Origin of the sequence: Shewanella mesophila (assembly GCF_019457515.1) — a bacterium.
GTDB lineage: Bacteria > Pseudomonadota > Gammaproteobacteria > Enterobacterales > Shewanellaceae > Shewanella > Shewanella mesophila.
The window spans coordinates 2082884-2095902 of record NZ_CP080421.1; the positions used below are offsets into that span (position 1 = coordinate 2082884).

At 43.7% G+C, this 13019-nt stretch carries 14 protein-coding genes and 1 tRNA gene; 6 read left to right on the forward strand and 9 right to left on the reverse strand.

The window, feature by feature from the left end; all coding sequences use genetic code 11:
• Positions 1-17 precede the first annotated feature (17 nt).
• From lolA to serS, 4 genes are read left to right on the forward strand one after another with little or no spacing between them, the layout of a single operon-like run.
• Positions 18-644 (forward strand): outer membrane lipoprotein periplasmic chaperone LolA, encoded by a 627-nt coding sequence (gene lolA / locus K0I73_RS09105; protein ID WP_220064132.1) that lies wholly within the window; start codon positions 18-20, stop codon positions 642-644.
• Between the two features lie 9 nt (positions 645-653).
• Complete coding sequence (locus tag K0I73_RS09110; RefSeq protein WP_220064133.1) at positions 654-1985, forward strand: replication-associated recombination protein A; 1332 nt, start codon at positions 654-656, stop codon at positions 1983-1985.
• Positions 1978-2352: a fluoride efflux transporter CrcB gene (crcB, locus tag K0I73_RS09115; protein ID WP_220064134.1), complete on the forward strand. Its 375-nt coding sequence runs from the start codon at positions 1978-1980 to the stop codon at positions 2350-2352. The genes K0I73_RS09110 and crcB overlap by 8 nt, the downstream gene beginning before the upstream one ends.
• A 19-nt stretch (positions 2353-2371) precedes the next feature.
• The gene (gene serS / locus K0I73_RS09120; RefSeq protein WP_220064135.1) at positions 2372-3658 is read left to right on the forward strand and encodes a serine--tRNA ligase; all 1287 of its coding nucleotides are present in this window, start codon (positions 2372-2374) and stop codon (positions 3656-3658) included.
• Positions 3659-3871: 213 nt separating this feature from the next.
• On the opposite strand, the gene K0I73_RS09125 is transcribed toward serS, so the two are convergent.
• The 6 genes from K0I73_RS09125 to punR form a co-directional block, all read right to left on the reverse strand.
• The gene (locus tag K0I73_RS09125) at positions 3872-4207 is read right to left on the reverse strand and encodes a TusE/DsrC/DsvC family sulfur relay protein (RefSeq protein WP_434086705.1); all 336 of its coding nucleotides are present in this window, start codon (positions 4205-4207) and stop codon (positions 3872-3874) included.
• Positions 4204-4485: a sulfurtransferase complex subunit TusB gene (gene tusB / locus K0I73_RS09130; protein ID WP_220064136.1), complete on the reverse strand. Its 282-nt coding sequence runs from the start codon at positions 4483-4485 to the stop codon at positions 4204-4206. Before tusB ends, K0I73_RS09125 begins: the two co-directional genes overlap by 4 nt.
• Complete coding sequence (gene tusC / locus K0I73_RS09135; protein WP_220064137.1) at positions 4485-4841, reverse strand: sulfurtransferase complex subunit TusC; 357 nt, start codon at positions 4839-4841, stop codon at positions 4485-4487. Before tusC ends, tusB begins: the two co-directional genes overlap by 1 nt.
• A gap of 9 nt (positions 4842-4850) precedes the next feature.
• Complete coding sequence (gene tusD, locus K0I73_RS09140) at positions 4851-5240, reverse strand: sulfurtransferase complex subunit TusD (protein WP_220064138.1); 390 nt, start codon at positions 5238-5240, stop codon at positions 4851-4853.
• Positions 5241-5353: 113 nt separating this feature from the next.
• Complete coding sequence (locus K0I73_RS09145) at positions 5354-6013, reverse strand: Bax inhibitor-1/YccA family protein (RefSeq protein WP_220064139.1); 660 nt, start codon at positions 6011-6013, stop codon at positions 5354-5356.
• Between the two features lie 153 nt (positions 6014-6166).
• On the reverse strand, positions 6167-7069 hold the full coding sequence (gene punR, locus K0I73_RS09150; RefSeq protein WP_220064140.1) for a DNA-binding transcriptional activator PunR: 903 nt from the start codon (positions 7067-7069) through the stop codon (positions 6167-6169).
• A gap of 113 nt (positions 7070-7182) precedes the next feature.
• Here punR and punC point away from each other — a divergent pair, with 113 nt between their 5' ends.
• Positions 7183-8445 (forward strand): purine nucleoside transporter PunC, encoded by a 1263-nt coding sequence (gene punC / locus K0I73_RS09155; protein ID WP_220064141.1) that lies wholly within the window; start codon positions 7183-7185, stop codon positions 8443-8445.
• Positions 8446-8525: 80 nt separating this feature from the next.
• Positions 8526-8616: transfer RNA gene (locus tag K0I73_RS09160), tRNA-Ser, on the forward strand.
• A gap of 142 nt (positions 8617-8758) precedes the next feature.
• Here the strand turns inward: K0I73_RS09160 and yfaE are convergent.
• The 3 genes from yfaE to nrdA all read right to left on the reverse strand — a co-directional run bounded on the left by yfaE (position 8759) and on the right by nrdA (position 12670).
• A complete protein-coding gene (gene yfaE / locus K0I73_RS09165; protein WP_220064142.1) occupies positions 8759-9175 on the reverse strand; it encodes a class I ribonucleotide reductase maintenance protein YfaE in 417 nt (138 codons plus the stop codon).
• Positions 9176-9177: 2 nt separating this feature from the next.
• A complete protein-coding gene (nrdB, locus tag K0I73_RS09170; protein ID WP_220064143.1) occupies positions 9178-10308 on the reverse strand; it encodes a class Ia ribonucleoside-diphosphate reductase subunit beta in 1131 nt (376 codons plus the stop codon).
• A 73-nt stretch (positions 10309-10381) separates the two neighbouring features.
• Positions 10382-12670, reverse strand: coding sequence for a class 1a ribonucleoside-diphosphate reductase subunit alpha (gene nrdA, locus K0I73_RS09175; RefSeq protein WP_220064144.1), 2289 nt, complete (start codon positions 12668-12670; stop codon positions 10382-10384).
• Between the last annotated feature and the right edge of the window lie 349 nt (positions 12671-13019).

A 13019-nucleotide genomic window follows, 5' to 3' on the forward strand; every position in this document is an offset into this window, starting at 1 on the left:
ACCATATAGGAAACCAAATGTTGAAAACAATTTCTTTATTAACATTGAGTCTTGCGACATTGTTTACAACAAGCGTTAGCGCAGATGACTCTGCCACATTAAAACAGAAATTAGTTGAGCTCGATAGCTTAAAAGCTGAGTTTAACCAAACCGTGGTTGACATTAACGGTAAGCTTATTCAACAAGGTACGGGGCAGTTTGCATTAGCGGTGCCTAATCAATTTTACTGGCATTTAACGGCTCCTGATGAGTCGCTTATCGTTGCAGATGGCAGCGATGTCTGGATCTATAATCCCTTTGCCGAAGAGGTTTCTGTACTCGATCTTAATCAAGCCATTGATGCATCACCAATTGCGTTACTGGTTCATCGTGATGAAATCACTTGGCAGCAGTATAACGTGACGTTGTCAGATGATTGTTATCAGATCGAACCTAAAAGTGTCGATTCAGGAGTGGCTGAAGTTGAGGTTTGTTTTTCAACGGATAGTTTGACCTCTATGAAGCTTGAAGATCAGCAAGGCAACATCAGCCAGTTTCAGTTGAGTGAGCAGCGAAAGCTAACAGCTAGTGATAGTGCCTTGTTTAAATTTATTGTTCCAGAAGGCGTTGATATTGATGATCAGCGTCTTAAAGCCATTAATTAAGGTTTTTTTGTGTCGAGTTTGAGCTTTGATTTTGCACCTGATTTTAGGCCGCTAGCTGCACGAATGCGGCCTGAAACGATTGAGCAATATATTGGTCAAGGTCACTTGCTAGATGACGGCAAGCCTTTGAGAATGGCGCTTGAAGCTGGCCGCGCGCACTCTATGATGTTGTGGGGGCCGCCAGGCACTGGCAAGACGACTCTCGCAGAGTTAATTGCAAAGTATACCAATGCTCATGTAGAGCGAATTTCTGCGGTGACATCGGGGGTAAAAGAGATCCGTGCTGCGATTGAACATGCCAAAAATGTCGCTCAATCCCGTGGACAAAGAACATTATTGTTTGTCGATGAAGTGCATCGCTTTAATAAGAGTCAGCAAGATGCGTTTTTGCCCTTTATCGAAGATGGCACCGTTATCTTTATCGGCGCCACCACGGAAAACCCATCGTTTGAGATCAATAACGCCTTGCTATCGCGCGCACGGGTTTATCTGATAAAACGCTTAGAGAACGATGAAATCGTCGATATTGTCCAGCAGGCCATTGCTGATATAGAGCGTGGGCTGGGCAAACGTCAGCTTGTTATGCCAACAGATGTGGCGTTAAAACTGGCCAACATCTGTGAGGGGGATGCACGTAAGGCGCTCAATCTTATTGAGTTGATGAGTGATATGCTCCCAGATGCCGGCACCTTCAACGAGCAATTGCTTATCGAGGTTGCGGGTCAACAACTCGCGGGTTTTGATAAAAATGGCGATCAATATTATGACTTGATCTCCGCTGTACATAAGTCGATTAGAGGCTCCGCGCCAGATGCCGCGCTCTATTGGTTTTGCCGAATGCTCGAAGGGGGCTGTGATCCGCTTTATATTGCGAGGCGACTACTGGCGATAGCCTCTGAAGATATTGGCAATGCCGATCCTGTGGCGATGACGGTCGCGCTCAATGCTTGGGAGTGTTTTCATCGCGTGGGGCCATCAGAAGGAGAGCGCGCCATTGCCCAAGCGATTGTCTATCTCGCTAGTGCGCCTAAGAGTAATGCGGTTTATACCGCGTTTAAAGCGGCACGAGCGTTAGCGAAAGAAACTGGGCAGGCAAGTGTGCCGAACCATTTGCGTAATGCGCCAACAAAATTAATGGCTGATATCGGTTTAGGTGAAGGGTATCGATATGCTCACGACGAAGATCATTCTTACGCCAGTGGTGAATGTTATTTTCCCCCTGAACTTGCGCATAGTCGGTTTTATTATCCTAGTGAGCATGGATTTGAAAAGCGAATTAAGACCAAGTTGGAGTCGTTAGCTCAACTGGATCAGCAAAGTGAGACCAAACGTTATGAATAATTTGCTGTTTGTGGCACTTGGCGGATCAATTGGTGCTGTTTTTCGGTATCTGATCTCAATATTCATGATTCAGCTATTTGGCTCAGCATTTCCTTTTGGTACACTGGTCGTAAATGTAATTGGCTCTTTCTTGATGGGGACTATTTATGCCTTCGGTCAGGTCAGTGATGTCAGTCCTGAATTAAAAGCTTTAGTAGGTGTTGGCCTTTTAGGGGCACTTACCACGTTTTCAACTTTTTCTAATGAAACCTTGCTGCTTATTCAGCAAGGTGATTGGTTGAAAGCATTTATAAATATCGCTCTGAACCTTTGTCTATGTCTTTTCATGGTCTACTTAGGGCAGCAGTTGGTTTTTTCTCGTATTTAACTATTAAGAAACTAAAAACATGTTAGATCCCAAATTTTTACGAACGGAATTAGAAGCGACAGCAGAGCGCTTAGCGACTCGTGGTTTTATCTTAGACGTCGGTCGTTTAAGCTCGCTAGAGGAAAAGCGCAAGTCACTGCAAGTGGCTACAGAAGAGTTACAAGCGTCACGAAATGCGATTTCCAAGTCTATTGGACAGGCAAAAGCAAAAGGCGAAGACGTTGCGCCAATCATGGCTCAAGTTGGGGATCTAGGTGCTGAGTTAGAGAGTAAGAAGGCAGAGTTGGCCGTTTTACTTGAAGAGCTTAATAGCATAGCGATGAGTGTGCCTAATCTTCCTGATGAGTCAGCGCCTATTGGTGCCGACGAAAATGAAAACGTTGAGATCCGTCGCTGGGGTGAACCTAAGCAGTTTGATTTTGAAGTCAAAGACCATGTTGATCTTGGTGAGCTTCATAGCGGTTTAGACTTCAAGAATGCAGTTAAGATCACTGGTTCTCGTTTTATCGTCATGAAAGGTCAAATTGCCCGTATGCATAGAGCATTAGCGCAATTTATGCTTGATCTGCATACAACAGAGCACGGTTATACAGAAGCCTATGTGCCACTTTTGGTGAATGAAGATAGCTTACTCGGCACGGGGCAGTTGCCAAAGTTTGGTGAGGACCTGTTCCACACTAAACCTGCAACTGAAGAAGGACAGGGCTTGAGCTTGATTCCTACCGCAGAAGTGCCGTTAACAAACCTAGCACGCGATACCATAATCGATGAAGATGAATTGCCAGTTAAATTAACAGCACATACGGCTTGCTTTAGAAGTGAAGCTGGCTCTTACGGACGTGATACTCGTGGTCTTATCAGGCAGCATCAGTTTGATAAAGTTGAACTTGTGCAGTTGGTTAAGCCTGAAGATTCGATGGCGGCGTTAGACAGTCTGACTCAGCATGCTGAAACGGTATTACAAAAGTTAGGTTTACCTTACCGTACTGTGGTGTTATGTACTGGCGATATGGGCTTTGGTGCGGCGAAGACCTTCGATATCGAAGTGTGGTTGCCGGCGCAAAATACTTATCGTGAGATCTCTTCTTGCAGTAACATGCAAGACTTCCAGGCACGTCGTATGCAGGCACGTTTTAAGGCTAAGTCTGCTAAAAAGCCTGTATTGTTACATACGCTTAATGGCTCTGGCCTAGCTGTGGGACGTACATTAGTTGCAGTGCTTGAAAACTATCAAAATGCCGACGGCTCGATTACCGTTCCTGAAGTATTGCGTCCCTATATGGGCGGCTTGACTCAAATAGGCTAACACCTAGAGAAAATATGCTAAATGAATAATGGTGGACGCTATTTTCAATGGCTGAGCTATGTAGTGATTATTTGTATATTTGGTGCGGTAATGTTAGCTACATTTGGTAAAGCCTTACTACTCGTTTTACAAAATTGGTCTTGAATCGTCGATAAAATAAAGCCTAGCAAATGCTAGGCTTTATTATTTTTATGGCTATAATCCGAATCTAGGTTAAATACATTTAGCAGGTTTTGGTAAGCCAGCAATCTTAGTCGCCTGCTTGGCTGGACCGATAGGAAAAAGGGTATACAGGTATTTTGAATTGCCTTTGTCAGGTCCTAATGTTTGTCCGATCGCTTTAACCAACACACGAATAGCCGGGCTGGTGTTGAACTCTAGATAAAAGTTTCGCACAAAATGTATCACTTCCCAATGGGCTGGCGTTAACGCGATATTTTCACTTTCAGCGATAACGACGGCAAGCTCCTCATTCCAGTCTGAGACCTTTTTTAAATAACCTTGAGGGTCGACTTCAATTTGTTGCGATTGATATTGAATATAGTTCACCAGCTAATTACCTTTGAGTGCAGCATTGTTTGTTTAACAAACTCTGCCAATGAGATCTGTTTGTATTGCCTCAGAAAATGAGTCAAACCTCGCGCGCTTACGTCCGTTTCGAGTAGCAGTAAGTTTCGAGGTAGAAGTTGCTCTTGCCAATAGGGATGCAGTAGCGCATATACACTATCACCAGTCAGTAGAAGCGTGTCCTCTAAGCTGCAATAACGTAAGCAGCAGGATAGGGCGGCATCTTGAGTTGGAGAGTCTTGAATAGTATGTAAGATCATCAGTATACCAACACTTCATCAGCTTGCTTAAGTTGCTGTTGTATTTGCTCGGCGCTTAATGCTTGAACCGCAATAAAACAGTCCTGTGTGCTCAGTCCCATTGATGTTAAAGAGCTTTCACACACAAAGACATCTTCGATGTCGTAAAGCGGTAAGGCCTTAAATGTCGATATAAAATCTCGACCACCGATCTGGGCCGGAGTTTGGTTCGGCAGTAGATTCAATACGCCATCGTCAACAAATAATAAAGTTACTACCTGCTCGAAACTGGCACTTAGAAGAGCAAAATCGAGTGCTTCTCTGCTATTGGCTTTTCCGTGAGGCGCATGCCTAAATATTACGGTAATTTTTTTCACAAATATGCCTTAAAAACTGACTACCCGATCGGCGTGTTCAATGCCGGTGACCAGTTCGCCAAGCCCACCCATCACAAACGGTGCTGCTAGGTTCCAATGTTGAAGTTGGTTTTCTCTCGCTTCGACTTCAGACAGGACTCCACGCCTTAGCGCTGCGGATACGCAGTTGATTAATGGCACCTTATGTTTAACACCAAAATCAGCCCAAGCCTTGGTTAGATCAAATTCATCCGATGCTGGGCTATTTAATGCATTCGTGGACAGGACACCATCTTGATAAAAAAACACTCTAATTATTTCATGACCTTGCTCAACGGCAGCTTTTGCAAAACTGAGTGCCTGATGGCTATTAGCATTGCCGTAGGCAGGGCGGTTGACTTGAATTAATATCTTACTCATCAGATCCACTGTAGTTCATGTTGAACGCAAAAAAAATAGCTCCCATTACAGGGAGCTATTCTATCGCAGTTTAGCGTTATATCTCAAACCTTAGGTCAGATATAAACCACCAATTAATCATCACCGCCCACACCCATAAGGTGCAGAATAGAGATAAATAGATTTAAGAAATCTAAGTACAAGGAGATTGTTGCGCGAATATAATTGGTTTCACCACCATTAACGATACGGCTGGTATCAAATAAGATAAAGCCCGTCATTAACAGTGCAACACCTGCGTTAAGCGCCATAAAGACGGTGCCGCTACCGATAAAGATATTGGCAATACCTGCAACGATAGCAATCACAAGTCCTGCAACTAAAAAGCCTCGCATAAAGGAAAAGTCTTTCTTAGTCGTGAGGGCGTAACCACTAAGGGTAACAAATACGACGGCAGTTAAACCGAGTGCTTGCATAATTAGTTGAGGTCCATTAGCCATACCAGCGTAATGATTTAGCATGTAACCTAATGACGCACCTTCCATACCCGTAAAGGCAAAAACCCAAAACAGCCCTGCAGCGCTTTCCGCTTTACGTAAGGTGACAAAAAGTAAAACCAGTCCCCCAATTGAAAGACCAAGCGATAGCATTGGACCTATCTGCATTACCATTGCGAGTCCCGCGCACAATGCAGAAAATGCTAATGTCATTGACAGTAACATATAGGTGTTCTTCAGTAGCTTGTTTACTTCTTGGGTCGAAGCGTGTCCAGCATAAAGTGTTTCTTGTGTCATCGTAGTCTCCAGTGACTCTAAATAACTTGATGTTCTATTTGAGTATAAATTTACCCATCGGTTCCATTAGATGAATAAGCTTTAACCCTAAATAAAATCAATGATACCTGAGCGGTTCCTCAGGTGAAAGCGATTAAATATTTAAAATACAAACTAGTTAAACCAATCTTTCTGTAGTTTTTCGCTATCGCCTAGATAGTCGAGTACCCATGCCATCGCGGGTGAGGTATTGGTGTCATTCCAGGCTAAACAGCATGGGCTAGGAGCCTTAGGACGTTCGAGTTGTTTTTCGATCAAAGCGCCAGCAGCCACAAAAGGTGTGGCAAAATGCTTCGGCATATAGCCAATCCCAAGTCCTTCACGAAAACAGTTTATGGCGCGTATCCAATCAGGAACCACCAGCCTGCGTTGATTTTCCAGCAGCCAAGTCATTCGCTTCGGTATTTCTCTAGATGTATCTTCTAAACAAATTGAAGGGTAGGACCTAAGCTCATCATCGTGAAGCGGACGATCAATTGATGCTAGAGGATGGTTCTTACTGACGAGGAAGCTCCACTCTATATCTCCCATATCCTTAAAATGATACTCGCCGCCAACGGGAATCGCGGTAGTTGCACCAATCGCAATATCACTTCGTCCCGTAGCAATAGCTTCCCATACGCCATTAAATACTTCGATACGAATGATCAATTCGACATTATCAAAATGGCGATAGAAATCGGCAATAAGCACACTGATTTTGTCTGCCCTGACGATATTATCTAGCGCAATCGACAGGGTCGGCTGCCAACCATTTGCAACTTGTTTAGTATCGACTTTTAACGATTCTAGATTTGTTAGTATCTGCCTGACTTGTTTTACAAAATGCAGACCAGCAGGGGTGAGACTGACGCTTCGATGATGGCGTTCGAACAGTACAACTCCGAGTTCCTCTTCCACTTGTTTGACTGCGTAACTCACAGCGGAAGGGACTTTATGAAGTTTATTCGCTGCCGCCGTAAAACTGCCTACTCTTGCGACCATATCGATAAGTTGCATGGATTGTTCTGAAAGCATCTTGCGACCTCTGCTGTGATTAATTTTGAAGGCTGTAAGCAAAAATAACCGTTTCACAAGCAATTGGCAAGTATCTACACTGCGGTTCTTCTCGTTAGTTACAGTGTGTATGTATGAAATTCATTAATAAAAGCGGTAATTTGCTGTTTCTCGGATATTTAGCGTTACTCAGTATGTTAGGTTTTGTTGCAACTGATATGTATTTACCTGCGTTCAAATCAATTGAACAGACATTTGATGCAAGTGCGAGCCAGGTGGCAAGCTCATTGACCTTTTTCTTAGCAGGCTTAGCCATTGGTCAACTACTTTATGGCCCACTCGTTCAACGCTATGGTAAGCGTGCTAGTTTGCTTATTGGTCTGTTACTGTTTGGTGTAGCAAGCTATACCATCGCGATAAGCGATTCAATGTTAATGTTCAATATAGGACGTTTTTTCCAAGCGCTGGGAGCCTGTAGTGCTGCGGTTATTTGGCAAGCTATTGTGATTGACAAATATGACGCTACGGAAGCACAAAAAGTATTTAGTAATATTATGCCTTTGGTTGCATTGTCACCTGCAGTAGCACCGATCTTAGGTGCCTACGTTCTGGAACATAGCCAGTGGAGAACGATTTTTATCATGTTAACTGTGCTAACCGTATTGTTAATGTTAGCCACGGTATTGTGGGTTAAAAAGGACCCCGTAAAGCGTGATGTTAACGAAAACCAATCTATACGCGTTAGTTATTTAGATATGTTTAAAAGCCCTAAATACCTAGGGAATGTGATGATTTTTGGTGCTTGCTCAGCTGCATTTTTCTCCTATTTGACCCTATGGCCGATTGTGATGGAGCAGCATGGTTATCAAGCTACTGAGATCGGCTTAAGTTTTATCCCGCAAACCATCATGTTCATCGTGGGGGGGTATACGAGCAAGATGTTAATCAGAAGGGTAGGAGTAGAACAAAGCTTAGCGATACTATTGCTATTATTTGGGAGCTGCGTTGCTGGTATTGCGTTTAGCACCTTAATTTTAAGAAGCGATACCATATGGCCATTATTAATCATTTTCTCCATCCTAGCGGCAGCAAACGGTGCCTGTTATCCCATCGTTGTTAATTGTGCGCTACAAGTTTTCAAGCAGGCGTCAGCAAAAGCTGCAGGTTTACAGAATTTTCTTCAGATAGGCATGGCCTTTGGTGCGTCTTCATTGGTAGCTGTATGGGCCCATGAGGGAGAGGTGACTATAGCGCTGGCAATAATCGTAAGTTCTGTCGGAGTATTAGCTGGGTATAAAGTGAGAAAGCTGGCCAATTGGAAAGTGTTAACCAAGGAACTTCAGGCGCCAGATCCTGCAAATATCGCACTATATCGAGATGAGGAGCATAAAGATTGATTGATAGTTAAACGAATAAGTGGCTGTTGGTAATTTTCGCTTTACATCAGGGGGAGTCAGCTATATTATTCGCGGCGTTCGGAGAGATGGCAGAGTGGTCGAATGCACCGGTCTTGAAAACCGGCACGGGTTTATAGCCCGTCTAGGGTTCAAATCCCTATCTCTCCGCCAGATTAAGAAAAAGGCTACTCATTTGAGTAGCCTTTTTCGTTGAGCGACCACAAAAATATTGGCGGCTTGCTTCTATGCAAGGGTTCAATTGACCTAATCACAGCTATTGGGCGGCTTAAATGAGAAGAGGGTAAAACAAGAATTACGCTTCGTTGGTGGCGTATTTGAGGGTTGGATTCGGCTGTTGAGCCTGTTTATGATCTTGGTTTTGGTTACGGTCTTGTTTTGATTGTCGCATGATCACGACGTCGGCCCCTTGAGGTGACAATGACAAATCAAGATCGCCGTCAGGGTGACAACAGCAGGGCAGACACTCATCTGCTTCGAGTTCGACTAAGGGCTCGGTGTGGTAACTGACAGCACCTCGAATGATCTTGGTTTTACAGGCTCCACAAAAACCATTGCGACATTCAGAGAAGATCTTGACTTTTTTTTGCTCTAACGCCTGCAGCAAACTTTGATGCTGCAGGGTATATAACAGAACGGGTTGACCTTGAAGGCTCACAATAGGAGCCTTCTTGAGTGTCAGCTTATTCAAGTTGGTTTTATTTACGCTCATTGTTACAGGTTAAAGTCCGCAAACTCACTCTCATCGATTGAAGAATCGATTTGACCCACAAGATATGAGGAGACTTCAACCTCTTGAGGTGCGACCTGAACAGAATCACTCTCTAGCCAGCTCTTCATCCAAGGCAATGGATTAGTTTGCTCAGCATAAGGACTGACTAAGTTTACTGATTTCATGCGCTCGTTAGTAATGTATTCGACATACTGGCACAGGATCTGCTCATTAAGACCAATCATTGAACCATCTTTGAATAGGTATTTCGCCCACTCTTTTTCCTGCTCGGCGGCCTTAACAAAAATATCGGTCGCGATCTGTTCACACTCTTTGGCGATCTCACCCATCTCAGGATCATCTTTACCGGCTTGCATGATCTTCAGCATGTGCTGAGTACCATTAAGATGTAGTGCTTCGTCACGAGCGATAAGACGAATAATCTTTGCATTACCTTCCATGACTCTACGCTCGGCAAAAGCAAAAGAACAGGCAAAGCTGACATAGAAGCGGATCGCCTCTAATACGTTAACCGATACGGTACAAAGATAGAGTGCTTTTTTGATCTCTCTCCTTGTCACTTCAAGCATCTGGCCATCGATCTCATGCATGCCTTCACCGAGTAAGTGATACGCTTGGCTCAACTTGATCAAATGGTCGTAATATTCTGCAATATCACTGGCACGTTTAAGGATCTCTTGGTTTTCGACGATATCATCGAACACAATCGACGGATCGTTAACGATATTACGAATAATATGGGTATAAGAGCGCGAGTGGATTGTCTCAGAGAAAGACCAAGTCTCAATCCAAGTTTCTAGTTCAGGTAACGACACTAAAGGTAAGAATGCGACGTTGGGTGAACGACCCTGAATCGAATCAAGCAGCGTCTGATATTTCAGATTGGAGATGAAAATGTGCTTTTCATGATCGGGCAGCGCCGCATAATCGATTTTATCTTTACTGACATCAACTTCTTCAGGACGCCAAAAAAAGCTCAATTGTTTCTCAATCAGCTTTTCGAAAACTTCATACTTTTGAATATCGTAACGCGCGACGTTAACCGATTGCCCAAGAAACATAGGTTCTAGTGCGGCGTTATTTGGTGTTTGACAAAATGTTGAGTAGGCCATTTTTTCTATCTTCCGATAATGGGGGCATCAGCCCCCTTAAATTAACGTGTTATACCAATTAACAAATCTATGGTTAGATTTTACATGCGCCGCCAGCGCAACTGTCATCTTCTTTCTCGATAGCGGTGATATCATCGTGGCTATCTGAAGCACCATCACGAGTGTTGTGATAGTAGAGGGTTTTTACACCATATTTGTATGCGGTCAATAGATCTTTAAGCAATACTTGCATAGGTACTTTAGAACCTGGGAAGCGGCTAGGATCATAGTTAGTATTGGCCGAAATAGATTGGTCGACGAACTTCTGCATTAGACCGACTAATTGCAAGTAACCTTCATTACCTGGCATTTGCCACAACAGCTCATAGCTGTATTGATATTTTTCAAAATCGGGCACGACTTGCTTTAGCTGACCATCTTTACTCGCCTTAACGCTAATCAAGCCTCGTGGTGGCTCGATACCGTTGGTCGCATTAGATATCTGCGAGGAGGTTTCCGATGGCATAAGCGCCGACAGTGTCGAGTTACGTAATCCGTGAGTCTTTATCTCTTCGCGCAGCGAATCCCAGTCCAGATGCAGCGGCTCATCACAAATTAAGTCCAAATCACGCTTATAGGTATCAATTGGCAAAATACCTTTCGCATAGTTAGTTTCATGGAACAACGGGCAGGCGCCTAGTTCCTTCGCCAAATTAACCGATGCCTTTAACAGGTAATACTGAATCGCTTCAAAGGTTCTATGAGTGATCCCATTTGCAGAACCATCTGAATATCGAACACCTTCTTTTGCTAGATAATTAGCAAAGTTAATCACACCTATACCTAAGGTACGGCGATTCATAGACGCTTTATGTGCCGAGGTGATCGGGTAATCTTGATAATCCAGTAGGTTATCTAAGGCTCGTACCGCAAGATCCGCTAGAGGTTCTAGCTCTTCAAGATTTTTAATTGCACCTAAGTTAAGCGCCGAAAGGGTACAGAGTGCAATTTCACCATCAGGATCATTAATGTTGTTAAGCGGCTTAGTCGGTAAGGCAATCTCTAAACATAAGTTAGATTGACGAACTGGCGCCACTTTCGAATCGAATGGACTGTGGGTATTACAGTGATCGACGTTTTGAATATAGATACGACCTGTCGATGCACGCTCTTGCATCATTAATGCAAATAACTCTACCGCTTTGATCTGCTTCTTACGTACAGTTTCATCGGCTTCATACTTAAGATAGAGACGTTCAAATTCGTCTTGATCTTCAAAAAAAGCATCATACATACCTGGTACGTCAGATGGGCTGAACAAACTGATCATCCCACCTTGGATAAGGCGTTGATACATAAGCTTGTTGATCTGAACACCATAGTCCAAATGACGGATACGGTTATCATCGACACCGCGGTTGTTTTTAAGTACAAGTAGCGACTCGACTTCTAAATGCCACATAGGGTAGAAGAGGGTCGCAGCACCGCCACGAACGCCGCCCTGAGAGCAAGATTTTACCGCAGTTTGGAAATACTTATAAAAGGGTAAACAACCTGTGTGGAATGCTTCACCACCACGAATAGGGCTTCCTAATGCGCGAATACGTCCAGCATTGACCCCGATCCCAGCACGTTGTGATACGTATTTGACGATCGATGATGCCGTCGCGTTAATGGAATCTAAGCTGTCACCACACTCAATGAGTACACAGGAGCTGAACTGACGTGTAGGCGTGCGCACACCCGCCATAATTGGCGTTGGCAATGAGATTTTAAACGTAGAGGTCGCATCATAGAAACGTTTTACATAATCTAAGCGGGTCTCTTTTGGATATTTAGCGAACAGACATGCTGCCACTAAAATATACAGGAATTGCGCGCTTTCATAGATGTCATGGGTAACTCGGTTTTGGACTAAATATTTCCCTTCCAACTGCTTAACCGCAGCATAAGAGAAATTCATGTCGCGCCAGTGGTCAATATAGCTATCGAGAATATCAAGTTCGTCGCGAGTGTAATCGTTTAGAATATGGGTATCGTATTTGCCCATCTCAACTAGCTTCACAACGTGGTCATAAAGTTTTGGCGGTTCAAATTGACCAAATGCCTTTTTACGTAGATGAAAAATCGCTAAGCGTGCAGACAGAAACTGGTAATCAGGTGATTCTGGCGAAATAAGATCCGCCGCAGCCTTAATGATCGTTTCATGAATGGCTTCAGTTGGAATGCCATCAAAAAACTGAAGATGTGAACGTAATTCAACCTCAGAAACTGAGACGTTGTTGAGTCCTTTTGCCGCCCAAGTGATCACTCTATGGATCTTATCCAGATCGATGATCTCACGTTCGCCACTGCGTTTAGTGACCTGCATATTGCTGTTCATTGAAGATAAGCCTTGAATTAAATATCGCGATGAGGTGAGCCAATATGTTCACCCGACGTTTCCCTGTAAAAACAATCGAAGGGTTAAGAAAAGTGCCTATGCACAACCGATGTTCTAGTGGCTTCGATTATCACCCACACACAATATATGGTGTTTTATATTTTCTAGGATACAAGATAGTGAGGTTGTAGACATATTGCAAGCGTGAATTTAGGGGACAAGTTGTGGATATCTTGGGGGTAAACCTTAGTGTTAGTGACGGCTAACCTTTAAGCCTTGTTTTTAATTGCGATACATGCCAAAGGTTAACTTTTAGCCTGCTGAATTTAAACTTAAGGACCGCTAGTTT